Source organism: Pandoraea terrigena, assembly GCF_902459705.1.
GTDB lineage: Bacteria > Pseudomonadota > Gammaproteobacteria > Burkholderiales > Burkholderiaceae > Pandoraea > Pandoraea terrigena.
The window spans coordinates 453,958-478,026 of sequence record NZ_CABPRU010000001.1 but is presented as its reverse complement, the minus strand read 5'-3'; the positions used below and the strand labels follow the sequence as shown (position 1 = coordinate 478,026).

The 24,069-nt window shown below is 66.3% G+C and carries 26 protein-coding genes; 20 read left to right on the top strand and 6 right to left on the bottom strand.

What is annotated here, in order from left to right; genetic code table 11:
* Positions 1-16: 16 nt before the first annotated feature.
* Positions 17-886: a PhzF family phenazine biosynthesis protein gene (locus PTE31013_RS02105; RefSeq protein ID WP_150611165.1), complete on the bottom strand. Its 870-nt coding sequence runs from the start codon at positions 884-886 to the stop codon at positions 17-19.
* A gap of 374 nt (positions 887-1,260) precedes the next feature.
* Between PTE31013_RS02105 and PTE31013_RS02100 the strand changes: the two genes are divergently transcribed.
* The 10 genes from PTE31013_RS02100 (at position 1,261) to PTE31013_RS02055 (ending at position 8,747) form a co-directional block, all read left to right on the top strand.
* Entirely contained in the window at positions 1,261-1,980 is a 720-nt protein-coding gene (locus tag PTE31013_RS02100; RefSeq protein ID WP_150611164.1) for a pirin family protein, read from the top strand.
* 178 nt (positions 1,981-2,158) lie between these two features.
* Positions 2,159-3,601 (top strand): F0F1 ATP synthase subunit beta, encoded by a 1,443-nt coding sequence (gene atpD / locus PTE31013_RS02095; RefSeq protein WP_150611570.1) that lies wholly within the window; start codon positions 2,159-2,161, stop codon positions 3,599-3,601.
* Positions 3,598-4,029 (top strand): F0F1 ATP synthase subunit epsilon, encoded by a 432-nt coding sequence (locus PTE31013_RS02090; RefSeq protein ID WP_150611163.1) that lies wholly within the window; start codon positions 3,598-3,600, stop codon positions 4,027-4,029. The genes atpD and PTE31013_RS02090 overlap by 4 nt, the downstream gene beginning before the upstream one ends.
* Positions 4,026-4,349, top strand: a complete 324-nt coding sequence (locus PTE31013_RS02085; RefSeq protein WP_150611162.1) for an AtpZ/AtpI family protein — start codon at positions 4,026-4,028, stop codon at positions 4,347-4,349. The genes PTE31013_RS02090 and PTE31013_RS02085 overlap by 4 nt, the downstream gene beginning before the upstream one ends.
* The gene (locus PTE31013_RS02080; protein ID WP_150611161.1) at positions 4,342-4,635 is read left to right on the top strand and encodes an N-ATPase subunit AtpR; all 294 of its coding nucleotides are present in this window, start codon (positions 4,342-4,344) and stop codon (positions 4,633-4,635) included. Before PTE31013_RS02085 ends, PTE31013_RS02080 begins: the two co-directional genes overlap by 8 nt.
* The gene (locus PTE31013_RS02075) at positions 4,632-5,330 is read left to right on the top strand and encodes a F0F1 ATP synthase subunit A (RefSeq protein ID WP_150611160.1); all 699 of its coding nucleotides are present in this window, start codon (positions 4,632-4,634) and stop codon (positions 5,328-5,330) included. Before PTE31013_RS02080 ends, PTE31013_RS02075 begins: the two co-directional genes overlap by 4 nt.
* Entirely contained in the window at positions 5,327-5,572 is a 246-nt protein-coding gene (locus PTE31013_RS02070; RefSeq protein WP_150611159.1) for a F0F1 ATP synthase subunit C, read from the top strand. Before PTE31013_RS02075 ends, PTE31013_RS02070 begins: the two co-directional genes overlap by 4 nt.
* Before the next feature lie 8 nt (positions 5,573-5,580).
* Positions 5,581-6,327: a F0F1 ATP synthase subunit B family protein gene (locus PTE31013_RS02065; protein ID WP_150611158.1), complete on the top strand. Its 747-nt coding sequence runs from the start codon at positions 5,581-5,583 to the stop codon at positions 6,325-6,327.
* Complete coding sequence (locus tag PTE31013_RS02060) at positions 6,311-7,867, top strand: F0F1 ATP synthase subunit alpha (protein ID WP_150611568.1); 1,557 nt, start codon at positions 6,311-6,313, stop codon at positions 7,865-7,867. The genes PTE31013_RS02065 and PTE31013_RS02060 overlap by 17 nt, the downstream gene beginning before the upstream one ends.
* Positions 7,868-7,874: 7 nt before the next feature.
* Positions 7,875-8,747, top strand: coding sequence for a F0F1 ATP synthase subunit gamma (locus tag PTE31013_RS02055; protein ID WP_174978399.1), 873 nt, complete (start codon positions 7,875-7,877; stop codon positions 8,745-8,747).
* Between the two features lie 64 nt (positions 8,748-8,811).
* Here the strand turns inward: PTE31013_RS02055 and PTE31013_RS02050 are convergent, their stop codons facing one another.
* Entirely contained in the window at positions 8,812-9,501 is a 690-nt protein-coding gene (locus PTE31013_RS02050) for a CBS domain-containing protein (protein WP_150611157.1), read from the bottom strand.
* A 178-nt stretch (positions 9,502-9,679) separates the two neighbouring features.
* Positions 9,680-10,930 (bottom strand): GTP-binding protein, encoded by a 1,251-nt coding sequence (locus PTE31013_RS02045; RefSeq protein WP_150611156.1) that lies wholly within the window; start codon positions 10,928-10,930, stop codon positions 9,680-9,682.
* A 352-nt stretch (positions 10,931-11,282) separates the two neighbouring features.
* On the opposite strand from PTE31013_RS02045, the gene PTE31013_RS02040 reads away from it, so the two are divergent.
* The 5 genes from PTE31013_RS02040 (at position 11,283) to alkB (ending at position 15,360) form a co-directional block, all read left to right on the top strand.
* The gene (locus PTE31013_RS02040; RefSeq protein WP_150611155.1) at positions 11,283-11,693 is read left to right on the top strand and encodes a copper resistance protein CopC; all 411 of its coding nucleotides are present in this window, start codon (positions 11,283-11,285) and stop codon (positions 11,691-11,693) included.
* Positions 11,693-12,682: a CopD family protein gene (locus tag PTE31013_RS02035; protein ID WP_150611154.1), complete on the top strand. Its 990-nt coding sequence runs from the start codon at positions 11,693-11,695 to the stop codon at positions 12,680-12,682. The genes PTE31013_RS02040 and PTE31013_RS02035 overlap by 1 nt, the downstream gene beginning before the upstream one ends.
* A gap of 88 nt (positions 12,683-12,770) precedes the next feature.
* Complete coding sequence (ada, locus tag PTE31013_RS02030) at positions 12,771-13,973, top strand: bifunctional DNA-binding transcriptional regulator/O6-methylguanine-DNA methyltransferase Ada (RefSeq protein WP_246173860.1); 1,203 nt, start codon at positions 12,771-12,773, stop codon at positions 13,971-13,973.
* Positions 13,973-14,704 (top strand): 2OG-Fe(II) oxygenase, encoded by a 732-nt coding sequence (locus PTE31013_RS02025; protein WP_150611153.1) that lies wholly within the window; start codon positions 13,973-13,975, stop codon positions 14,702-14,704. The genes ada and PTE31013_RS02025 overlap by 1 nt, the downstream gene beginning before the upstream one ends.
* Entirely contained in the window at positions 14,701-15,360 is a 660-nt protein-coding gene (alkB, locus tag PTE31013_RS02020; RefSeq protein WP_150611152.1) for a DNA oxidative demethylase AlkB, read from the top strand. The genes PTE31013_RS02025 and alkB overlap by 4 nt, the downstream gene beginning before the upstream one ends.
* A 48-nt stretch (positions 15,361-15,408) precedes the next feature.
* Here alkB and PTE31013_RS02015 read toward each other — a convergent pair whose 3' ends face one another.
* Positions 15,409-16,029 carry an NAD(P)-dependent oxidoreductase gene (locus PTE31013_RS02015; RefSeq protein WP_150611151.1) on the bottom strand — a complete coding sequence of 207 codons (621 nt, stop codon included), beginning with the start codon at positions 16,027-16,029 and terminating at the stop codon, positions 15,409-15,411.
* Between the two features lie 49 nt (positions 16,030-16,078).
* Positions 16,079-16,795 (bottom strand): DsbA family protein, encoded by a 717-nt coding sequence (locus PTE31013_RS02010; RefSeq protein ID WP_150611150.1) that lies wholly within the window; start codon positions 16,793-16,795, stop codon positions 16,079-16,081.
* Between the two features lie 125 nt (positions 16,796-16,920).
* Here PTE31013_RS02010 and PTE31013_RS02005 point away from each other — a divergent pair, with 125 nt between their 5' ends.
* Together PTE31013_RS02005 and PTE31013_RS02000 are read left to right on the top strand one after the other, a co-directional pair.
* On the top strand, positions 16,921-17,850 hold the full coding sequence (locus PTE31013_RS02005) for a LysR family transcriptional regulator (protein WP_150611149.1): 930 nt from the start codon (positions 16,921-16,923) through the stop codon (positions 17,848-17,850).
* Between the two features lie 220 nt (positions 17,851-18,070).
* On the top strand, positions 18,071-19,789 hold the full coding sequence (locus PTE31013_RS02000) for an acid phosphatase (protein WP_150611148.1): 1,719 nt from the start codon (positions 18,071-18,073) through the stop codon (positions 19,787-19,789).
* 197 nt (positions 19,790-19,986) lie between these two features.
* Here PTE31013_RS02000 and PTE31013_RS01995 read toward each other — a convergent pair whose 3' ends face one another.
* Positions 19,987-20,442: a MarR family winged helix-turn-helix transcriptional regulator gene (locus tag PTE31013_RS01995; protein ID WP_150611147.1), complete on the bottom strand. Its 456-nt coding sequence runs from the start codon at positions 20,440-20,442 to the stop codon at positions 19,987-19,989.
* Between the two features lie 191 nt (positions 20,443-20,633).
* On the opposite strand from PTE31013_RS01995, the gene PTE31013_RS01990 reads away from it, so the two are divergent.
* From PTE31013_RS01990 to PTE31013_RS01980, 3 genes are all read left to right on the top strand, one after another.
* Positions 20,634-22,319 (top strand): FAD-dependent monooxygenase, encoded by a 1,686-nt coding sequence (locus tag PTE31013_RS01990; RefSeq protein ID WP_150611146.1) that lies wholly within the window; start codon positions 20,634-20,636, stop codon positions 22,317-22,319.
* A 29-nt stretch (positions 22,320-22,348) separates the two neighbouring features.
* Positions 22,349-22,543: a hypothetical protein gene (locus PTE31013_RS01985; RefSeq protein ID WP_150611145.1), complete on the top strand. Its 195-nt coding sequence runs from the start codon at positions 22,349-22,351 to the stop codon at positions 22,541-22,543.
* A gap of 98 nt (positions 22,544-22,641) precedes the next feature.
* Positions 22,642-24,051, top strand: a complete 1,410-nt coding sequence (locus PTE31013_RS01980) for an MFS transporter (protein ID WP_150611144.1) — start codon at positions 22,642-22,644, stop codon at positions 24,049-24,051.
* Positions 24,052-24,069: the final 18 nt, after the last annotated feature.

Here is a 24,069-nt window from a genome sequence, read left to right as displayed (position 1 = left end):
TGTCGTCCCCCGCGCCTTACAGGCGCACTTCGCCGCGTGCGAGTTCGATGACGTTGCCGCCCACCTGGATCCGGCGGTCCGCCGTCACTTCCAGCGTCAAGCGGCACGGTCGCCCGATGGCGTCGCCCTGCGATACGCGTGCACGCACCGGCAGCGGATACCCTTGCCCGATCAGCCAGCCGCCGAGGTTGGCGCAAGCCGACCCCGTGCCCGGATCTTCGGTCACGCCGCCGCCCTGCGTCGTGAAGAAGTAGCGGGCTGTGACCTGCAACTCGCTCCCCGTGTCCTCGTCGATGGAAAACACGTAGCCCGTTTTACGCTCGAGACTCGAGAGCGGCCAGCGTTCCAGGCGCGCGCTGTCGGGTTGCGCCCGCGCGACCGCGTCGGCGTCGCGCAGCGGAATCAGCAGTTGATCGGCGCCAGTGTCGACCCATTGCGGCGAATGCGCGAGATCGTCGCGTCCGAGCCGTACCAGCGCCGCGATGTCGGCATCCGCCTCGTTCGCGTTCCTGATCGTCGGTTCGCCGGACGACGGCGCGGTCAGCGTCCAGTGATCGCCACTGGCCTGCACCGGCACGAGGCCAGCGGCGAACTGCAGCGTTACGCGATCGCCCGCGTTGCGCATGGCGCGCAGCACATGCGCCGTGCCCAGCGTCGGATGCCCGGCAAAACGCATCTCGTAGCCGGGTGTGAAGATTCGCACGTGCGCATCCGCTGTCTCCGACGGAAGCATGAACGTCGTCTCGGACAGGTTGAACTGCCGCGCCAGCGATGCCATCTCGTCGTCGCTCAAGCCACGCGCGTCTTCGAACACGCACAGCGGATTGCCCCCGAAGGTGGTCTCGGCGAAGACATTGACGATACGGAATGCATAGGTGCGACTCATGACGAATCTCCAGTAGGGGCGGATCGGACGACGGCGCAGCCCTCAAGCCAAGTGCGCGCAAGCGCCCTACCATGACCTGGCGCCTGCCCGCACGTTGGTCGGCCAGCCGTGGGAAAGAAGGCCCGTAGTCTCGCACATCACGCGCCAGCACGCGTGCCAACGCCTGCGCTTTCGGCCGTTTGAACCCGACGTCTTAAGAATCGTCCGGCTCGCGGCCGGAAGACGAGCAATCGTCGCCGACCGCGATTGTCATCTAAATTAGGACAATAATTCACAAATCATGTGGATTGTGGTTTTCCGCCAGGACTCTAGAATGACATTCATCGAGGCCAACCCGGCCTCTGAACGACCCGATGAAGACACAGGAGCCCATCATGCTGGACATCAGAAAAGCTGCAGACCGAGGCATTGCCAACCATGGCTGGCTGAACTCGCGTCATACATTCTCGTTCGCGAATTTCTACGATCCGAAGCAAGTCGGTTTTTCCGATCTGCTGGTGATCAACGACGACCGCGTGGCCCCGGCACAGGGCTTCGGCAAGCACCCACACCGCGACATGGAGATCTTTTCGTACGTGCTCGAGGGCGCGCTCGAACACAAGGACACCATGGGCACGGGGTCGGTGATCGAGCCGGGCGACGTGCAGTTGATGAGCGCCGGGCGCGGCGTGGCGCACAGCGAGTTCAACCATTCGCCCACCTCGCCGGTGCACTTCCTGCAGATCTGGATCGTGCCGAATCAGGCCGGCGTCGCACCCGAGTATCAGCAACAACGCTTCACGCCGGAAGAAAAGCGTGGCCGTCTGCGCCTGATCATCTCGCCGGACGGCAGCGACAGCTCGCTGCACATCCATCAGGATGCGCGCGTGTATGCCGGCCTGATCGACGGCGACGAGTCGGCCACGTTGACGCTCGCGCCGAACCGCTACGCCTATGTGCACGTGGCACGCGGTAGCGTGAGCCTGAATGGCGTGGCGCTGGGCGAAGGCGACGGGGTGCGCGTGCGCGACGAAACCGCGCTCACGCTCTCGAACGGCAACGACGCGGAAGTGCTCGTATTCGACCTGCGTCCGCTGGAAACGCCTGATTTCTAAGGCGTGGCGATCAGACACCGCGCGCTCGGTCCAGTGCAACGATGCGCGCGAAGTTTGATCAGGATCAGCCCGCTTGATCGGCACGCTGCTAACGTAAAGGAGTTCCAAATGTGATCAAGGAGAAGGTATCGTGCCGACCGCCGGGGGCACCGATAATCAGGACGCCGCGACGCGAACGATCGCGGCTACGGCGCTCGGGCGAGTCAGCGCCGTACGCGGTGCGGTCGTCGACGTCACGTTCGACACGAATGAACTACCACCGGTCGACACGGCACTGTGGATCACGCTGCAAGGCGGCTCGCCGATCCTCGCGGAAGTACAGTCGCACACCGACGAGCACACCGTGCGCGCGCTTGCATTGAACACCACTGCGGGTCTTGCGCGCGGTGCGACGGTCCAGGCCACCGGAAGGCCCATCGAAGTGCCGGTCGGCGACGCGGTGCTCGGCAGGCTGCTGGATGTTGCCGGCATGACCCGCGACGGCGGAGAGCGTCTGCCCGACACCGTCGAGCGACGGCCGATGCATCGCACGCCGCCGCCGCTGTCGGCGCAGCGCGGCGCGACCCGCCTGTTCCAGACGGGTATCAAGATCGTCGACCTGCTGGCGCCGCTTGCACATGGCGGCAAGGCCGCCTTGTTCGGTGGCGCGGGGGTCGGCAAGACCGTGCTGGTGATGGAGCTAATTCACGTAATGGCCACCCAGTACGGCGGAATGTCGGTGTTCGCAGGCGTCGGTGAACGCTCGCGCGAGGGACATGAAATGCTGTCCGACATGCGCGGCTCCGGTGTGTTGCCACGCGCAGTGCTCGTCTACGGACAGATGAACGAGCCGCCCGGCGCGCGCTGGCGCGTGCCGCTTACCGCCGTGACGATTGCCGAGTATTTCCGCGACGAGGTCGGTCAGAACGTACTCCTTCTGATGGACAACATATTTCGCTTCGTGCAGGCGGGCGCCGAGGTATCCGGACTGCTCGGGCGCATGCCGTCGAGGGTCGGCTATCAGCCGACCCTCGCGAGCGAAGTTGCGGCCGTGCAGGAGCGGATCGTGTCGGTGGGAAACGCTGCCGTCACCGCGATCGAGGCCGTCTACGTTCCCGCCGACGACTTCACCGATCCCGCCGTGACGACGCTCGCATCGCACGTCGACAGCACCATCGTATTGTCACGCTCGCTCGCCGCCGAGGGCATGTATCCGGCAATCGATCCGATCGCGTCGTCGTCGATCTTGCTCGATCCACTCGTCGTCGGCCCGTTGCACGCAACGGTCGCCAACGATGTGCGGCGTGTGATCGAGCACCAACGCGAACTGCAGGACGTCGTGGCGTTGCTGGGCATCGAGGAACTCGGCATCGACGATCGTCGTGCCGTGCAGCGCGCGCGCCGACTGCAGCGATTTCTTACGCAACCGTTCACGGTTACCGAAGCCTTCTCGGGCCAGCCGGGCCGATCGGTCGCGCTCCCGGACACGATTGCAGGCTGCAAGGCGATCCTCGCGGGCGAATGCGACGACTGGCAGGAGAATTCGCTATACATGGTCGGCACGCTGGATGAGGCGCGCGCGAAGGAAGCGCGCGCCAACAAGGCGCCGGCCGGTGCCGCGCAAGCGCAGGCCACGCCATGACGGAACGTTGCTTCTCGCTCACGATTGCCACGCCGTCGCGAATCGTCGTCGACCGGATCGCGGTCGTGTCGTTGCGTGCCGAGGACAACAGCGGTGCATTCGGCATTCGCGCCGGACACGCGGATCTGGTCACGCTGCTCAGTGCATCGGTCGTGCGCTGGCGCATGGCGGACGGCAGCGAACATTACTGCGCGATCGACGGCGGTGTGCTGCTCGTGTCGAGCGGCACAGACGTGTCGCTTGCGTGCCGCGATGCCGTGCCGGGTGCTTCGCTTGAGGCGCTTGAGGCGGAGGTGCGTCGCGAACGCGCCGCGCAGCTCGAAGCGATGCGGCGTGCGCGTTTCGAACAGACCCGGCTGCATGCGCGGGCTGTGCGTCAAATGCTGCGTTACCTGCGGCCGCAACCCCAGCGAGGAGAAGCGGAATGACGTCGTGGCCGCCCTCCGGCGAAACCAACGAGAAAAACGGCGATCGCGTCGCACAAGCCGCGAAGCGCGCCGCGCACCGCGAACAGATTGCGCGCGAGAACCCGGAGCCGTCGCTTGGCGCGCGCCTGGGGCAGATCGGCATTCTCGGCTGGATGATCGTTCTGCCGATACTGCTTGGCCTGGCGCTGGGGCATTGGCTGGACCGCATTGCCGGCACGCGGGTACTGTTTGCGGCACCGCTACTGATGATCGGCGCGGCCATCGGCCTGTGGTCCGCATGGCGCTGGATGCATCGACAGCAAAGGAGGATTCGTGATTGACATCAGTCTGCTGCGCGTCGCCGACGCACTCGTGCTCGCGGCCGCCGGGATCGCGGGCGGGCGGCTGGCCGGCATGCTGCATTTCAAGTCGTTGCGCTGGACCGTAGCCTGCTTCACGCAAGGCCGCGCGACACTTGCGCTGGCGCTACAGCTGGCGCGCCTTGCGCTCACGGGTGCGGCGTTCGTATGGCTTTCGAAAATGGGAATGTTCGGACTACTCGGGGGGATCTGCGGCTTTCTCTGGGCGCGCAGCGCAGCGCTCGAACGAGAGGGAGCGGTGTCATGATGCACGCACCATTCGTCGCCGAGCCGCTACTGCGTGCCGGCCCTCTCGTCATCACCGCGCCCGTTGTCGTGACGTGGGCGATCATGGCCGCCATGACGGGCGCCTCGCTGCTGCTCACACGCAACCTGTCCATCAAGCCATCTCGCGCGCAAATCGCGCTTGAACTGTTGGTTGGCACGATCGATTCTGAAATTCGCGGCACGATGCAGGCCGATCCCGCACCGTACCGTTCGCTGATCGGCACATTGTTCCTGTTCGTGTTGGTCGCGAACTGGTCGTCGCTCATCCCGGGGATCGAACCGCCGACCGCGCATCTGGAAACGGACGCCGCGCTCGCACTACTCGTCCTCGCCGCCACACTGGTGTGCGGCGTGCGCTCGCGCGGCGCGCGCGGCTACCTCGCGACGTTCGCCGAACCGGCCTGGGTGATGATTCCGTTGAACGTGGTCGAGCAGATCACGCGAACGTTCTCGCTGGTGGTCCGCCTATTCGGTAACGTGATGAGCGGCGTGTTCGTGGTAGGCATCGTGCTGTCGCTCGCCGGACTGCTCGTGCCGATTCCGCTGATGGCGCTCGATTTGCTGACCGGTGCGGTCCAAGCCTATATTTTCGCGGTACTCGCGATGGTATTCATCGGCACGGCCGTTGGCGAGTCGAGCATTTCCGTTCACGACAAGCAGAAGGGACAGACATGAACCTCATTGAAATCGTCAGCGTCGTTGCGGCCTCGCTTGCCGTCTCGTTTGGTGCAATCGGTCCCGCGCTTGCCGAGGGCCGTGCGGTCGCGGCGGCCATGGATGCCATCGCGCGTCAGCCCGACTCTGCGGGTACGCTGTCTCGCACGCTCTTCGTCGGGCTCGCCATGATCGAGACCATGGCGATCTATTGCCTTGTCGTCGCGTTACTGCTGCTATTTGCGAATCCGTTCGTGAAATAGGGGGCGCGATGAAACTCGACTGGTCCACGCTGGCACTGCAGACGATCAATGCGCTCGTTCTCGTCTGGCTTCTCGCGCGCTATTTGTTCCGTCCGGTCGCGAAGATCATGGCGGAGCGCCAGACCCGCGCCAATGCGCTGATCAGCGACGCGAACGCAGCGAAGCTAGCGGCACAGGCCGAGCGCGATGCTTTGCAAGCCGAGCACGAGCAGCTTGCCGCGCAGCGGGCGCAGGCGCTCGCGCAAATCGAGACGGATGCGCAACAGCAACACGCGGCGCTGCTTGCCGCGGCGCAAGACGAGGTCTCCCGGCTTCGCACCCAGGCCGCGGCGGAAGCCGCGCGCGAGCGCGCGGCACAAGCTGAAGCAACGTCGGCGGCAACGCTACAGTTCGCCGTCGACATCGCCGGCAAGCTGCTCGACCGGCTGCCCGACGGCGTGCGCGTGGCAGCTTTCATCGACGGACTCGCCAATGGCGTGCAACTGCTTTCGCCGGACGAGCGTGCCGAAATGGCCGCAGACGAGTCGCTGCGGCTCACAGCGCCGCGCACGTTGACGGCCAATGAACGTGAAGCGTGCGCCACAGCGCTCTCCGGCGCGTTCGGGCGGCGTATCGAATTCTCCAGCGAGGTCGACCGCACGCTGATTGCGGGACTCGAGTTGTCAGGCACGCACGGGGTGGTGCGCAACAGCTGGCGCGATCAGCTTGAACAGATTCATAGCGGGCTTCTTCCCAACGATGGCCGAACGCCTTGATTTCAATGACGTGCAATCGCCCGACGCGTGGCTCGCGCGCCAGCGCGAAGCGCTCGAACACATCACGCCCGAACCCAGTGCGGCCAGCACCGGGCGCATCGAGCTGATCGCCGACGGCATTGCGTTCCTATCGGGCTTGCCCGACGCCACACTTGACGAGGTGGTCGAGATCGAATGCGGGGTGCGCGGATTCATTCACTCGCTCGACGCCGCCACCGCGAGTATCGTTCTACTCGATAACTACGAGCCGGTGCGCGCCGGGATGCGCGTCGTTCGCACCGGCCGCGTGCTCGACCTACCTGTTGGCGATGCCCTGCTCGGGCGCGTCGTCGATCCGCTGGGCAGGCCGCTCGACGCGGGCGAGCCGCTCAAATGCGAGGCGCGCCTGCCTGTTGAGCGCCCTGCGCCTTCGATCATCGAACGCGATTTCGTGCATGAACCTCTCGAGACGGGCGTGCTGGTTGTCGATGCGCTGTTTGCCATCGGACGCGGCCAACGCGAACTGATCATTGGCGATCGCGCGACGGGCAAGACCTCCCTCGCTGTCGAGGCGATCGTCAATCAGAAGCATAGCGACGTGATATCCGTCTATGTCGCGGTCGGGCAGCGCTCGACGGCGGTGCAGCGCGCCATTGATGCCATACGCACGCACGGCGCGCCCGAGCGCTGCATTTTTGTTGTCGCGTCGGCAGCCACACCGCCCGGGTTGCAATGGATCGCCCCGTTCGCGGGGTTTTCGATTGCCGAGTACTTTCGCGATCGCGGCCAGGATGCATTGATCGTGATCGACGATCTGACAAAACACGCGGCGACGCATCGCGAGCTTGCACTGCTCACGCGCGAGCCGCCTGGGCGAGAAGCGTATCCGGGCGACATCTTTCATCTGCATGCGCGTCTGCTCGAACGCGCGGCCAAGCTGTCCGCGGCGCTCGGCGGCGGCTCACTGACCGCGCTGCCGATCGCCGAGACGGACGCGGGCAATCTGTCGGCCTACATCCCGACGAACCTGATCTCGATTGCGGACGGACAAATCGTGCTTGACGCCGCGCTTTTTGCCGCGAATCAGCGGCCCGCCGTGGACGTCGGATTAAGCGTGAGCCGCGTTGGCGGCAAGGCGCAGCGCGTCGCGCTGCGCGATGTCGCGGGCCGTTTGCGTCTTGACTATGCGCAGTTTCTCGAACTGGAAATGTTCAGCCACTTCGGCGGTCTTGCCGACGCGCGCGTCGACGCGCAAATTGAGCGCGGCAGGCAGATCCGTGCGCTGATCACCCAACCGCGCTTCGGCGCGCTGCGCGTGACCGATCAGATCGCGTTGCTCGCGGCACTCGACGATGGGGCCTTCGACGGCGTCTCGCACGAGGTCACGGCGTGGGTCCGTGAAAAACTGAGCATCTCGGACGAAACGGACCGCGACGCCGCCGCTGTGGCGTGGCAGTCCGCCACGCTCGACGACACGCAGCGCAAGCGTCTCGTCGAGCGGATACGCGCGCTTATCGAACGTGCCGCACATGAGCCCATCGATGGGCGTGCGACAGGGTGACATCGCAATGAGCAGCAAACTCAGTGAAATCGAGAGCCGCACCGCATCGGCGACGCAACTCCAAGCGGTGATCGGCGCGATGCGCGGTATCGCGGCCGCGCGCGAACGCGAGGCGCAGGCGCGGATTGCCGGCATTCGCTCGGCTGCGGCAACCGTCGGCGAGGCGATCGGCAGGGCGCTGACGGCCGCGCCGTCAGGATATGCGCCGGATCCCGCGCCAGCGCAAGGCAGCGTGCGTATCCTGATCGTCGTTTGCACCGAGCAAGGTTTCGTCGGCGGCTTCAACGACCGTCTCCTTGCACGGGCCGAGCAGTTGAAGGGAACCGCGCCAAGCGAGATTTTCGTGGTCGGAACGCGGGGCGCGATGCTCGCCCAAGAGCGCGCGCTGCATTGCGCCTGGACCGTTCCGATGGCCTCACACGCAGATGACGCCATGCGGGTGGCGGGCCAGATCGCGGATGCGGTATTTGCGCGCTTTCGCGATCGTGCGTCGTCACAGGTGTGGCTCGTCTATGCAACGCCCGGCCCTGCGCTTGCGGAAAGCATTGTGACCCGGCGACTCGTCCCGTTCGAGTTCGCCCGGTTCCGACGGGCGTCGAGTAGGCAACCGCCGCTCTTCAATCTTCCGCTCGATCAATTGTTGACGGGCCTCACCGAGCGCTACGTGTACCTTGAGCTGTGCGAGGGCCTGATGCAGTCGTTTGCGTCGGAGAACGCGGCGCGCCTGGCAGCCATGCTCGCGGCGAGCCATCACGTGAAGGACCAGCTCGCTGTGCTCACACGAGAGTCTCGCATCGTCCGGCAGAGTGAGATTACCGCTGAAATCGCCGAGTTGGCCACGGCTGGGCGGGCGCGCACGTCGCCTTATACGCAGACGTAGCCGGTGCACCGGTCCAGCGTTTCGCGCTCCGGCAACGACGGCGGAGCGCAGTTTGGGTCACCCGTCAGTAGAGCGGGATGGACGGATAGACCAGGTGGCATATCACATCCTTGACGCCGGGGACATTCTTGGCAGCGACGCGAATGGCCTCGCGTTCTTCTTCACTTTTGATCACGCCCCACAAGTGAGCGACGCCGTTGGTGACAATGACGTTTTGCGACGGCAATGCCCAGCGATTCCCGCCCAATTCAGTCAAGATGGCTTGGCGAACTTCCGCATCGCTTGGGGCAACACTGTGGTGCAAGTCAGGACCAATGCTCGCCAGTACCCGAATGAGGTTCGCCCGACTGACCAGGCCCACCACCTTGCCATCGCGTACGACAGGGACATGCTTGATTCGATGCCGATCCATCATCTCGGCGATCTCGGCAAGCGGCGTGTCTTCCTTCGCGGTGACGACGTCGGCCGTCATCACTTCGCTTAAGCGAGGTGAGTTTTCCTTCACGTATTCGCGGGCGAGTTCCCGCGTCGATGTGAAGAATTCGGACAACCGTCCGCGCCGCTTCATCTGCGTGCCGATTTCCATCCGGTGCAGCAGGTCCCCCTCCGTAATCATGCCGGCAAGTCTCCCCTCGGCGTCGACCACGGGCATGCCGCTGATGTCGTGATCAACCAGCATTTTCGCAGCTTCGTGAACTGTCATCTCGGGTCGCGCCAGGATCACTTGCGTAGTCATTACATCGATCGCACGCATCGCACCCTCCCCCTTAGGACTTCACCCGCAGTCGTACCGCGCGATATCGCGCCATGCCGACCGCCTCACCTGTCTATGCTAGGCGTGTCCGAAGCGCGATATTTGATCAAAATCAGGCCAAGCGGAGATTTCGTTTGTTCCCTGTGCCCACCGCGCGGGTCGCTTGTCGCGCGCCGGCTCACGCGTCTTCGTCCTCCATCGTCAGCGGCAACGCGTGCTCGGCGTCGCGCCAGACGCTATCGCCCAACGCGAGCTCGACGGCGCTCAGACAGCACGCGCCGAACGCCTTTTCGATGGCGTCGCGGTCCATGTCGCGCCCGATGAACACCACCTCGTTGATGCGGTCGCCCCAGGGCGCTTCCCAGTTCGCCTCGATGGCGCCGCGCTGCGGATCGCCCTCAGGCGGCCACACGTCTGGCCCAACGGCGGCCCACCACTGCCCCATCGGCTCCAGCGTCGCCGTATTGCCGGCACGCGAGTAGGCGAGCGCCCACGCCGGACGGCTCGCGGCCCAGACATACCCCTTGGCACGCATCAGGCCGTCGAACGGCATCGTCATGAACGACGCAAAACGCGCCGGATGCAGCGGTTCACGCCGACGCAGCACAAAGCTCGTCACCCCGTAAGTGTCGGCCTCTGACACCGGTTCGCCCTCGAGCGCCTGCGCCCAACCAGCCATTCGCTCGGCACGCTGGGGGTCGAAAAGCCCCGTGCCCAGCACCTCGGCGAGCGGCACCTGCCCGCGCTCGCCCAGCACGATGCGGGCCGACGGATTGAGGCCGGCGATCAGCGCCTTGACGGCGTCCAGGCGCGCCGCGTCGACGCAATCCCCCTTGCTCACGACCACCACATCCGCGAACTCGATCTGCTCGGTCAGCAGTTCGGCAAGACGTCGCTCGTCGTCCTCACCCGCCACCTCGCCGCGCTGCGCGAGCGTGTCGACGCTGTGGAAGTCGTCCAGCACGTGCAAGGCGTCGACGACGGTGACCATCGTGTCGAGCCGGGCAATGTCGGCGAGCGATTGCCCGGTGTCGTCGCGAAATTCGAACGTCGCGGCCACGGGCATCGGCTCGGCGATGCCCGTCGACTCGATGAGCAGGTAATCGAAGCGGCCCTCCTGCGCCAGGTCGCGCACCGCGACAAGCAAATCCTCGCGTAGCGTGCAGCAGATGCAGCCGTTGCTCATCTCGACAAGCCGCTCCTGCGTGCGAGAAAGCGCCGCACCCGCGTTGGCCGCACCGCGCTCGACGAATGAGGCGTCGATGTTCACCTCGCTCATGTCGTTGACGAGCACGGCCACGCGCAGACCGTCGCGATTGCGCAGCACATGGTTGAGCAGTGTGGTCTTGCCGGCGCCGAGAAAGCCGGACAGCACAGTGACGGGCAGGCGACGGTCGGCGTCGCCGGATGCCCCGGGAGGAAGCGTCATGGCAGCAAAGTCCTGTGATCTTGTGGGGCAGGCGTGGGGCGCACGACCGACACAACGCACATCACGCCTGTCCATCGCCGCCGCCGCGCGGTTCACAACGGGTTAATGCAACCAAGTTGCAATATGGAGCGATGATACTGAGGATGGCCTTGTTTTGCAACTAAGTTGCAAAACAAGGCGCCAATGTCGAGGCAACCGGCGCGACACATTGCCGCGCAAGACGCGCCCCTGGGAATCCGCAGACGGCTGCGTCGGTCTGCAAGGTCTGCGATACTGCGCGAGCGGCGAACGCCTGCCAAACGGCATTTGTCCGATATTTCAGCCATCCACCCAACTCGTTGGTCCACTCGATATGCGCACTTCCAAGAACGCGTCCCATGCCCGCCATGCCACCGGTTTCCTGCGTCGCGCGACGCGGGGACTCACGCTCGCGGCCGTCGTCGGCCTGACCGGGCTCTCGCAAGGGGCGTGGGCCCACGCGCACGTCGTCTCGAGCGAACCGGCCGCGCAGGCGAGCGTCGAGGCGCCGAAGGTCGTGCGCGTGACGTTCGACTCGGCGCTCGAAGGCGCCCTCTCGAAGTTGAACGTCGTCGACGCCCAGGGCAAACCGGTCACGCAGGCCAAGGGCCAACTCGACGCCTCGCGCAAGACGCTCACGCTGTCGCTTCCCGCGCTAGCCATCGGTCACTATCAGGCGAACTGGGTCGCCGTCGCGAGCGACGGCCATCGCACGCAAGGCAACTTCCGGTTCTCCGTGAAGTGATGTCGGCCGATCTGGCCGCCGGCACGTGGCAACCGGCCACGGCGGGACTGCTGAACCTCGCGCTGGCCCTGGCCGTCGGCGTGCTGCTCCTGCGCAGTCCGCACGCCGTGCGGCGCGGTCTCACGCTGCGCGTGCTGCCAGCCTTTGCGGCCGGACTCGCCGTGATCGCGTGGATCGCCTACGTGTTCGCCAGCACGGAGGCAATGACGGGCGGCGACTGGGAAAGCGCGTCCGCCATGCTCGGCGATGTTTGGCTGGTGCTCACCCAGACCCACTTCGGCCGGATGCAGTGGGTCGCCGCGCTTGGCGCCGCACTGCTGTGTGCCGGCGTCTGGGCCTGGTACGACGCGCGACGCCACCTGCGTGCGACGCTGCCGATCGCCGACGATCCACGCGACCGGCATCATCGGCGCGAGCATCGTCAGGAGCGTCACGCCCGCGCGGTCTATGCCACCGGCGCCGTCATGCTGGCGCTCGCCCGCGCCGGGACGGGGCACGCGGCCGACGCGTCCCTGCCCTGGCTCGCCATCGGCATTCACACGCTGCATGTCGCCGCCGCGGCGTCGTGGACCGGCGTGCTGCTCGTGGCCGGATGCGCGATCCCCGGCTGGCGTCATTGGCCAGTCGGTGCGCGTGCGGCGTACGGGGAACGGCTTTCCTCGGTTGCCACGCTGGCCATGTTCATCGCGCTCGTGACGGGGGCCGTCAACGCCTGGCGTACGCTCGGCGAGACGCCGTCGCTGTGGTTCGCCGCGCAGAACGCACCGTACCTGGCGTGGCTCGTGACGAAGCTCGTGTTCGTCGGCATTGCCGCGCTGCTCGGCGCGTGGAACCGCTGGCATTTCCTGCCGCGTCTTGTGCTCGACGCGGGCGAGACACCGCTCGATTCGACCGCCTTCGCGCGCGTGGTCGCCGTCGAGGCGCTCGTCCTGGTGATGGTCATGAGCCTCGCCGCCAAGCTGGGGACGACGCTGCCGCCGGGCGTCTGATGGAATTCGATAGCAAGAAACGGAGCGCCGCCTCGCGCCCCGCTCCCTACACTGAAGGCAAGTCCTCAGCCATCGGGAGTCCACCGTGATGCCTACTCATCCAATGACCGCCAAACGCCCCCTTCGCCCCGGCAGCCGCGCCGATGGCCCGCGTCCTGCGCAGGCCCCGACGCCCCCTGTCCCGACGAACGAGCGCGCGCCCACGTCGCGCTATGCGACCGACGACGCCCGGTGGGCGGCCGTCGCCGCGCGCGACAGGCAGGCGGACGGCGCCTTCTTCTACGCCGTGCGCACGACCGGCGTGTATTGCCGTCCCTCGTGCGGCGCGAAGCTCGCGCGGCGCGAAAACGTCACGTTCCATGCCGACAGCACGGCGGCCGAGCGCGCGGGCTTTCGTCCCTGCAAGCGGTGTCATCCGGAGCAGGGGGCGCCCGACGCGCGTCAGGTCCGTCACGCTGCCCTGGTCACGGCCGCCTGCCGGCAAATCGAGATGGCCGAGGTGCCGCCGCGTCTGGACGCCCTCGCCGCCGAGGCCGGCCTGAGCCCGCACTATTTCCACCGGCTCTTTCGCGCGGTGACGGGCGTGACCCCACGCGCCTATGCCAACGCGCGCCGCGCCGAGCGTGTGCGCGATGCGTTGCCTGCCGCCGGGAGCGTTACGTCGGCGTTCTACGACGCCGGCTTCAATTCCAACGGCCGCTTCTACGCGAGTGCCGACGCGCTGCTCGGTATGAAGCCAGCCGCGTTCCGCGCGGGGGGCAAGGCCGAATCGATTCGTTTCGCCGTGGCGCAGTGCTCGCTCGGGGCATTGCTGGTCGCCGCCACCTCGCGTGGACTCTGTGCCGTGTCACTGGGCGACGACCCCGATACGCTCGTCAAGGCATTGCAGGACCGTTTTCCGAAGGCGGAACTGGTCGGGGCCGACGCCGAGTTCGAGCGGTGGGTGGCTCAGGTGGTGGGCTTCGTGGAGTCGCCGCGTCTCGGTTTGTCCTTGCCGCTCGATGTGCGCGGCACGGCGTTCCAGCAGCGGGTGTGGCAAGCGCTGCGCGACGTGCCTGCGGGGATGACCGCGAGCTACACGCAGATCGCCGAGCGCATTGGTGCCCCTCGCGCGGTGCGCGCGGTGGCGCAGGCGTGCGCCTCGAATCCGCTGGCCGTTGTCATTCCGTGCCACCGCATCGTGCGCAACGACGGCGCCCTGTCCGGGTATCGCTGGGGCGTCGAGCGCAAGCGCGCGCTGCTCGCCAGCGAAGGCGGCGAACGTGGCGATGCGCCGACCCAGGTGACGTGATGACCGCACGCGTACTGTCGCCCGATTGGGCCGCCCTCGAAGAGGAACTCAACGGCTTCGGTGCCGCGCGCATTCCGCAGTTGCTGAATGCGCGCGAATGCGCCGCGCTTTGCGCGATGTACGGCGGGACGGACACACCACTGAGCATCACGCCCACGTCGCCCCTTTTCCGCAGCCGTATCGTGATGGCGCGTCACGGATTCGGGCAGGGCGAATATCAGTACTTCGCTTACCCGCTGCCGCCGCTGGTCGCCGAATTGCGTGAAGCGTTCTACGCGCCGTTGCGCGACATCGCGCACCGCTGGCACGCAGCGATGGGCATCGACACGCGCTATCCATCCACGCACCGCGCCTACCTCGCGCAATGTCACCACGCTGGCCAGCGCCGCCCCACGCCGTTGCTGCTGCGCTATGGGGCAGGCGACTACAATTGCCTGCATCAGGATCTCTATGGGGAACACGTCTTCCCGTTGCAGGTGGCCATCCTGCTGTCTCAGCCCGGCGAGGATTTCACGGGCGGCGAGTTCGTCCTCACCGAGCAGCGCCCGCGCATGCAGTCGCGCGCCGAAGTGGTGCCGCTCACGCGCGGCGACGCGGTCGTGTTCGCCGTGCATCACCGTCCGGTGAACGGCACGCGCGGGGTGTACCGTGTCAATTTGCGGCACGGTGTAAGCCGGGTGCGCAGTGGCCATCGACACACGCTTGGCGTGATCCTGCATGACGCCACATGACACTCGACCTTTTCGGCGACGCGCCCGACGATGCGCGCCACGACACGCTGCAACCCGACGCACTCGGTCCGGGCGCGTTCGTGCTGCGGGCGTTCGCGCAATCGCAACTGGCGACCTTGCAGGCCGATATCGACGCGGTGATCGCACAGGCGCCGCTGCGTCACTGGCTCACGCCGGGCGGCAAACGCATGTCGGTCGCCATGACGAATTGCGGGGAAGTGGGATGGATCAGCGACCGGCAGGGGTATCGCTATGGCACGCACGATCCGCTCTCGAAGCAACCGTGGCCTGCGATGCCGACGTCGTTCGTCGCGCTCGCGCACCGCGCGGCCGAGGCGGCCGGGTATCGTGACTTTGTGCCCGACGCCTGTCTCGTCAATCGCTACACGCTCGATGCGCGACTCACTTTGCATCAGGACCGCGACGAGCGCGAACTGAGCGCGCCCATCGTGTCCGTGTCGCTCGGGCTTCCCGCGACTTTCCTGTGGGGCGGATTGCAGCGCGGCGACCGCACCCGCCGACTCCGCCTGGCCCCGGGCGACGTGGTCGTGTGGGGTGGGCCATCGCGACTCGCCTATCACGGCATTGCGAGCGTTGAAGGCAGCTTCGACGCTCAGGCCGTGCGATACAACCTCACGTTCCGGCAGGCGCGCTGATCGCGCCGACGATCGACGCGCACCGCCGTCTTCCCAATCGCCCCGCGCTCAATAGCCGACAGTGAAGCGCGCGCGCGGATGCTGATTCCGCTCAAGTTCGTCGACCAGCGCGATGGCATAGTCTTCCATCGAAATCCAGCTCTTGCCGTTAGCATCGACGAGCAGCGCGTCGCCACCGAGACGGAACTTGCCCGTGCGCTCGCCCGGCTCGAACAACGCCGACGGCGACAGAAACGTCCAGTTCAGCGGCGAGTCATCGGGATCGGCCCGCAGCACCTCGAGGAACACGCGGCCGGCGCTGGCTTCCGGCTTGTACGCCTGCGGGAAATCGGGCGTGTCGATGAGCGCCTTGCCCGGCGCGATGTCCAGACTGCCGGCACCGCCCACCACGAGCAGACGCGGCACGGCGGCGCGCTTCACGGCGTCGATGAGCTTGGCGGCGTCCATGGAGACGAAGCGGCCCGCGCTGATCACGGCATCGTGCCCCGTGAGCAGCGGTGCGAGCAACGCCGGGTCAGCGGCATCGCCCTTGACGACGGTGAGCCCCTGCTCGGCTTCGACGCGCTCGGGATTGCGGGCGATACCGGTCACGGTGTGATTGCGTTGCAGCAATTCGGCGGCAACGCGCGTACCCACGCGGCCGGTAATACCAATCAAGGCGACTTTCATCAGGACTCTCCAGGGGGTGACGAGGGATGTCGGGATAGGCGGCGGACGCTCAGAGCGCGCAACCGTCAGGACCGCATTGGGGCAAAGTACCGGCGTCGCCTTGCGTGGAAGACGACGTCTGTGCGGACAGCAGCCGTTCGCGCAACGCGTCGCGCCATGCGTCGGGCTGTCCCAGATAGCGCCCGGGTTCGAGGCGCTCGATGTGACCGCCGATCTCCAGCGCGAACGTCGGGAAGCCGCTACCGCCGACGCGGGCAAGCCACGCGCGGCTCTCGCGGAAGTGCCGCATGAGGACGTCAGCCGCCTGCGCATCGAGCGCTTTCGCGAAGGCCTCCCGGTCGAGACCGAGATCCACCGCCACATCGATCTGCACGTCGCGATCGGCAACGCGTTTGCCATCCACATAATGGGCGACTTGCAGCGCTGCGAACATGTCGAGTCCCCGTCCGGCCAGCGCCTCGGCCGCCAGCGCGGCAGCCGTGGGCGGCGCGGAGTCGAACACGGCGGTGTCATCGCGAAGCAGGCCATCGAAATAGGCGTCGCCGAACGGCTGGCCGGTCAGCGCCGCAATACGGTGGTCATGCGGCATAACGTAATTGCGTAGCTGCGGCGTAACCGGCTGCGCGTTCGGCCCGGCCATCATGCCGCCGCCGTGGAACGCGACGTCGAGGCCCGCCACGTCGCGCGCGGCGCGCACGAGCGGTGCCGCGCCATAGCACCATCCGCACAGCGGGTCGGCAATGTAATGCAGCGTTGCGTGGGTCATCTCGGTCTGTCCTGTGTCAGGCGGCGCCGTCGTTCGACGCCTCGCTTGCCTGCCATCGTAGTCGCGTCAGTCGCGCAAAAAAAGCCCATAATGGCGATCACTTTGTTGCACCGATCGAGCAAATCATGGACCGCCTGACGGCAATGCGGGTCTTTACCGAAGTGGCTGAGCGCGGCTCTCTGACGGCGGCGGCGCAACGCCTGGACATGTCGCGGGCGATGGTCTCGCGCTATCTGGCGGAACTCGAAGCGTGGCTCGGCACGCGACTGCTGCATCGGACGACGCGTGCGGTGAGCCTCACCGACGCCGGCGACGACGCCTTGCCGCGCTGTCGCGAGCTGCTTGGCATCGCCGACGACCTGGCATGTGCGACGCACGCCGACAGCGCGCCGCGGGGATTGTTGCGCGTGGCGTGCAGCACGTCACTCGGTCAGGCGTTCCTGGCGGCGGCGGTCACGCGATTCATCCTGCGCCATCCCGGTGTGGCGATCGATCTCGTGGTGGCGGACCGCACCGTCGACCTGGTGGACGAGCGCATCGACCTCGCGATTCGCGTGACGCCCGAGCCCTCGCCCGGACTGATCGCACGGCGGCTGGCGACATGCCACTCAGTGGTCTGTGCGGCGCCGTCGTATCTCCAGCGTCACGGCACGCCGGTGCGCGCCGAAGATCTGGCCCTGCACAACTGCCTGACCTACACGTACTTCGGCAAGAGTCTCTGGCAGTTCGTGCACAACGGCACACCGCTGGGCGTGCCCGTCAGCGGCAATCTGTCAGCCAACGAGGTCAACGTGGTCTTCGCCGCCACGCTCGCGGGCGCCGGGATCTCGATGCAACCGGTCTACTCGGCGCTGCCCCATCTGCGCGACGGCACCTTGTGCGCACTGCTGCCCGATTACGTGCCGCGCGAGATGACCATCTACGGTGTCTACACGTCGCGCAAGCAGATGCCCAGCGCATTGCGCGCCCTGCTCGACGATCTGGTCGACCAGTTCCGCACCGCGCTGTTCGAGGACACGGGCTACGCCGGACGACTGGCCACGCCCGCTGCCTGATCCACTTGCGCCAAGCAAGCGGCCCCACTGCGTTTTGTCTGTCGTGACGCCGCGACGGCGTCACCGAATTGTCACACGCCCGGCGTAAAAACGTCGTCTGCCCGGCCCGCCCCGGCAGGCTGACGACGTGGTTCGCGCCCGTCGGCCGATGCCGACCGCATGCGGGTGAGCACGCCTGCCTCGCCGAACGCCTCTGCCCGACTCGCTCATCAAGGACATCATGACGCACGACGCCAAGCCCCAACCTCACGATCCCGCGCTCGACGCCGACCTCGCACACGACGACAACCCGAGCGATCCGTCGCGTCGTCGTCTGCTTCAAGGGCTGGCTGCCATCGGTGCGGCCAGCGCGGCGGGCGCCACCACGGCACTGACCGGCTGCGCCGCCGAAAGCGGTGCCGGTGTGCCGACGGCCGTCGCCGCCGGCGGCACGTTCGACGCCCAACTCAAGGCCAACATCCAGACGGTGGTCGTGATCTATCTCGAGAATCGCAGCTTCAACAATCTGTTCGCCGATTTCCCGGGCGTGGAGAAGCCGCTCGCGAAGGTGCCCGCGTCGGTCTACACCCAGCTCGATCGCGACGGCAAGACACCGATGTCGCTGCTGCCGCCGATCTTCGACGGTCTGGTACCCCGCGCTCAGGCCATCGGCGGGAAGAAGTACCACATCACCCAGAAGGACATCGCCCGCGCGCCGAACGCGCCGTTCATGCTCAAGGACGCCGAGGGCCAGTTGCTGCCGACCTCCGTCATCACGCGCGATCTTTGGCACCTATTCTGGCAGAACCAGATGCAGATCAACGGCGGCGCGAACAACCAGTTCGCCGCGTGGGCCAACTCGGGCGGCCTGACGATGGGCTACTACGGCGAGACGGCCAGGGCGCTCGACATGTACAAGATCGCGCAGCAATACACGATGTGCGACAACTTCTTCATGGCGGCTTTCGGCGGCTCGTTCCTGAACCACCAGTTCCTGATCGCAGGACGTCCGCCCGTCTATCCGAACGCCGCGCAAAGTCCGGCCAAGGACAAGATCGCCGTGCTGGCCGATGGGCCAAAGGGCGTGCGCCTGGCGGTGGCGCCAGACTCGCCTGCGTCGGCCGCCGACGGCCCCCCGAAATTCGTGCGCGACGGCGCCATCACGCCCGATGGCTTCGCGGTGAATACCATGATGCCGGCTTACCAGCCGTCGCCGGTCAAACCGGCCGCCTCGGGCGACAAGCGCCTGGCCGATCCGTCGAACCCCGCCACGCTGCCGCCGCAGACGTTCGCCACCATCGGCGATGTGCTCTCGACGAAGGGTGTGTCGTGGGCCTGGTACGCAGGGGCGTGGCAGTCGGCGCTCGATCACAAGGGCGGCGCGGACAAACCGAACTTCCAGTACCACCACCAACCGTTCAACTACTTCGCCCAGTTCGCGCCCGGCACGGCCGCACGCGAGACGCACCTGCGCGATGGCGGCCAGGGCGACAGCCCGATCTCGAACAAATTCATCGCCGACGCCATCGCGGGCAAGCTGCCGGCCGTCACGTTCTACAAACCGCAGGGCAACCTGAACCAGCACGCGGGGTATTCGGATGTGGAGTCGGGTGACCAACACGTGGCGAACGTGCTGGCCCACCTCATGAAGTCGCCGCAGTGGCAGAACATGATGGTCGTGATTACATACGACGAGAATGGCGGCTGGTGGGATCATGTCGCGCCGCCGCAGGGCGACCGCTGGGGGCCCGGCTCACGCGTTCCGGCGCTGGTGGTCTCGCCGTTCGCCAAGCGCGGCAACGTCGATCACACGTTCTACGACACCACGTCGATCCTGCGTTTCGTCACGCGCCTGCACGACCTGCCGACACTCGAAGGCATCGACCATCGCAACGCGGCCTTCGCTGCGCGCGGCGCCATGCCGCCGGGCGATCTGACGAAGACGCTGTCGTTCGCATGAGGATCGGCTAGCCTGGCGTTGCACGTGCACGCCGGCGGCTTCGGCCATTCCGGCGTGCACGTATCTCACCTCGGCCAAAGGACGCCGGCGTGAACGGCATCGCTACCGCAGGATGAATATCCCTTCTTTGGGGGTATCTCTCACGGGGCCCCTTTCCGCTTTCCGTCGCGCGCTGGGCAAGCGGCCGCGACGCACGATCACCCCTGTTCGTCGAGTTCGTCCGAGCGCAGCAGCAGCTTGTCGAGCAGTTGCTCGTACACGCCCATCTCATCGTCCGTCAACGTGGCGAACAATTGGTCGTAGTGGGTACGGGCGGCATCGATCACTACGCGCCACACACGCTCGCCTTCCGGCGTGAGCGTGACCTTCACCGCACGGCCGTCGTGCTCGTCCGGCGCGCGACGCACCAGCCCGCGCGACACCAGCCCGTCCGCGCCGCGGCTCGCCTGACTCTTGTCGAGATTCGCGCGACGCGCCAGCTCCGAGTTCGACAACGCCCCCGCCGTACCCACTGCCGCCAATACGCGTGACTCCGCGAGACTCAATTGCGCCGTGTCCGCATACGACTGCGCAATGCGTTTGTCGTGCTGCTTCATCAGGCGGTGCATCTTGTACGTCAGGAACTGGTCGAGCGTTTTGTGGACAGGCCGCATCTCAGTGTTTTTCCCTAGTCAAAAAGGGTCGATATTTAGTTGCTAACGCAACATTAGCACACTAGAATTGTTGTGTTAGCAACTATATGCTCGATGGCGTTTTCGTCATTCGCGCGATGGGCACCCGCCGTCTCTCCGCTGACACGAGACCCGATGCCCGAGCGCCGAGCCGTTTTTTTGGGTGCCGCATCATGCATCGACCAGAGACCACGCCACGCGCGTCGCTTTATCACGCGTACCGCGTCTACCCGCACTTCGCACCGCAGGCCGGGACCCCGAGCGTGCCTGTCACCGTCGTTGGCGGCGGCCCCATCGGCATGGTCACGGCGCTTGCGCTGGCACGCCACGGCGTGCGCTGTGTCGTGCTCCAGGCCGAGCAGCAAGTCTCGGAAGGCAGCCGCGCCATCGTCTTCACGCGCCGCTCGCAGGAGATCCTGCAAGCGGTGGGCGTGGCCGACGCCGTGCTCGCCAAGGGCCTGCCCTGGACCAGCGGCAACTCGTACTATCGCGGCCAGCGTGTCTTTCGCATGGACTCGCCGGTGGATGAAGACGACCGCTTCGCGCCGCTCATCAACCTGCAGCAGAACGTGCTCGAGAGCTATCTGGTAGACGCCGTGGAGCGCCAGCCACTCATTGAGATGCGATGGGGCAACAAGCTCGTCGGGCTGACGCAGGACGACGACGGCGTAACCCTGCAAATCGACACACCCGACGGCGAATACACGCAACACACGCGCTGGCTCGTCGCTGCCGACGGCGCACGCTCGACAGTGCGCACCGCGCTGGGCCTGCGCTTCGAAGGCGCGAGCTACGAAGGTCGCTTCGTCATCGCCGACATCCGCATCGATCTCGATCTGCCGACAGAGCGCCTGGCGTACTTCGCGCCCGACTGGAATCCCGGCAACACGGTGCTCATGCATCGCGAGCCGGATGGCATTTGGCGCGTGGACTATCAGTTGCCGGCGGAGGAAACGTCCGAGCACGCGCTGCAACCCGAAACGATTCGCGAGCGCATCGACGCGCAGCTCGACATGATGGGTCTGGCCGGCACGCCGTGGGAACTGGACTGGTGCTCGGTCTATTCGGCGCGCGCGCTCACGCTGCCCGACTATGTCCACGGACGCATTCTCTTCGCGGGCGACGCCGCTCACCTGCTGCCGATCTTCGGCGTGCGAGGCGCCAACACCGGCTTCCAGGACGCCATCGATCTGTCATGGAAACTCGCCGCGGTTGCCAAGGGCGCGGCACCGGCGTCATTGCTCGCGTCGTACACGCACGACCGCGTGGGCGCGGCGCGCGAGATCATCGCGGAGGCCGGCAAGAGCACGCGCTTCATGACGCCGCCCTCGCATGGCTTTCGTGTATTGCGCGACGCCGTGCTGGATCTCTCGCTCGATCATGAATTCGTGCGACCACTGTTCCACTGGCGCACCTCGCGCGCGCACGATTATCGCGACTCGCCGCTCAACAGCCCCAATGACGACAACGCGCGGATGACAGCGGGACCTGGCGTCGGTGCGCCCGCGCCGAACGTCAAGCTAGCCGACAACGACTATCTGTACGACCACCTCGGCGCCGCGTTCCATCTGGTGACGTTTGGCGATGCCGCGCTCGACGACACCGTGCGGCGTGAGCTCACGACGTGGCGCGAGCGCGGTGTGCCGGTGAAGGTCATCGCGTTCGCGTCGTCGCAAGGCGACGTGGCGGGCGCGGACCTCACGCTGCCCGATCCGACCGGCCACGCCGCCGCGAAGTACGGCGCCGCCGACGGCACAGCGTATCTCGTGCGTCCCGATCATCACGTCTGCGCCCGTTGGCAACGACTCGACACGGCGCGTCTCGCCAGCGCGCTCGCGCAGGCAACGGCCCGCGCCTGACCCGTCACGTCATTCAAGGAATCCCTGCCATGACCGCCCAACAAACCGCCACCGCCGGCCTCGAGGAGATCTACGACACCCTCGCACTGGCCATCGACGCCGCGCCGGAAGACCAGCGCGAGCTGCTGCTCGCCAAGGTCGTCCTGCTGCTGGCTCATGAGATTCCCGATTCGCAGCGCGTGATCGATCTCATTCACCAGGCCGCCCATAGCGCACAGGCATAAACACGGTTCCCTTCGGCGTCCGCCCGCGATGGCGGACCCGTTTTCATAACACCGCCACATGACATCCGAGGCGGGGAGCGTTGGAGAAGACACCCATCATGAGTCGTATCACGCCTGCCGCCGGCATCGCCGGCGGAATTGCCGCATCCGCATCTCCCGCCGTTGCCGTCTTCGATGGCACACAAGCGTCGCAGAGCCTTTCGAACGAGGCCCTGGAGCGCGCCGTCGTCCACAAGGTCTCGCGCCGCCTGCTTGGCTTCCTGTTCGTGTTGTTCCTGTTCTCGTTTCTCGATCGCATCAACGTCGGCTTCGCCGCGCTCACGATGAGCCAGGATCTGAAGCTCACGAGTACGATGTTCGGCATGGCGTCGACAGTGTTCTACTTGACGTATGTGCTGTGCGGCGTGCCGAGCAATCTGATGCTCGTGAAGGTTGGCGCGCGGCGCTGGATCGGCACGATCCTGATCGCGTGGGGCTTCGCCTCGAGCGCCACGATGTTTGCGCACGACGCCACCAGCCTCTATCTCATTCGCGCCATCGTCGGCATTACCGAGGCGGGTTTCCTGCCGGGCATGCTGCTCTATATGGGCGACTGGTTCCCCTCGGCCGCGCGCGCACGCGCCAATGCCTGGTTCATGATCGCGATGCCGGTGACGTCCGCGCTCGGCGCCGCCGCATCGGGCTACCTGCTGCGGCTCGACGGCGTGGCCGGACTCGCCGGCTGGCAGTGGCTGTTCGTGCTGGAAGGACTGCCGACGGTACTTCTTGGCGTCGTGACCTGGTGGTACCTCGACGACAAGCCCGCCGACGCGCGCTGGTTGAACGCCGCCGAAAAGCACGCGCTCGATACGATGATCGCCCGCGACCGCACCGCCGCCGCCTCGCAACGCCCAGGCACCGCGCAGGGTGCCGGCCACAGCATGTGGCGCGCGATCCTCACGCCGAGCGTGGTGAAGTTTGCGCTGGGGTATTTCTGCCTCGTCAACACGCTTTCGCTGGCATCGCTGTGGATTCCGCAGATCGTGAAGAGCTTTGGCACGACAAGCAGCAACGTGACGATCGGCCTGCTTGCCGCGATTCCGTCGCTCTGCACGATTGCCGGCATGATCTGGTGGGGACGCCGCTCCGACCGCTTGCAGGAACGCCGCTGGCACCTGGTGCTGCCGATGCTCTTCTCCGCGGCAGGCTGGGTCGTCACATGCTTCGCGCCGGAGCCGTCGCTGCGCCTCGCCGGCGTGGCGATGGCCTCGACCGGCGCCTACACGGCGATGGCAATCTTCTGGACGGTGCCCGATCGCAGTCTCGCACCGCACACGCGTGCCCTCGGGTTGGCGGTCATCAATGCCGTCGGCAATCTCGGCTCGGCGCTCAGTCCCATTGTCGTGGGCGCGCTCAAGGACTGGACGCACTCGTTCACCTCGGGCCTGATGTTCGCCGCCGTGAGCCTGCTCGTCGGCATTGGGGTGCTGTGGTTCGCACCGCTGGGGCAGCGCCGCGGCAACCGCTGATCCCGGTCAAGGCGTGGT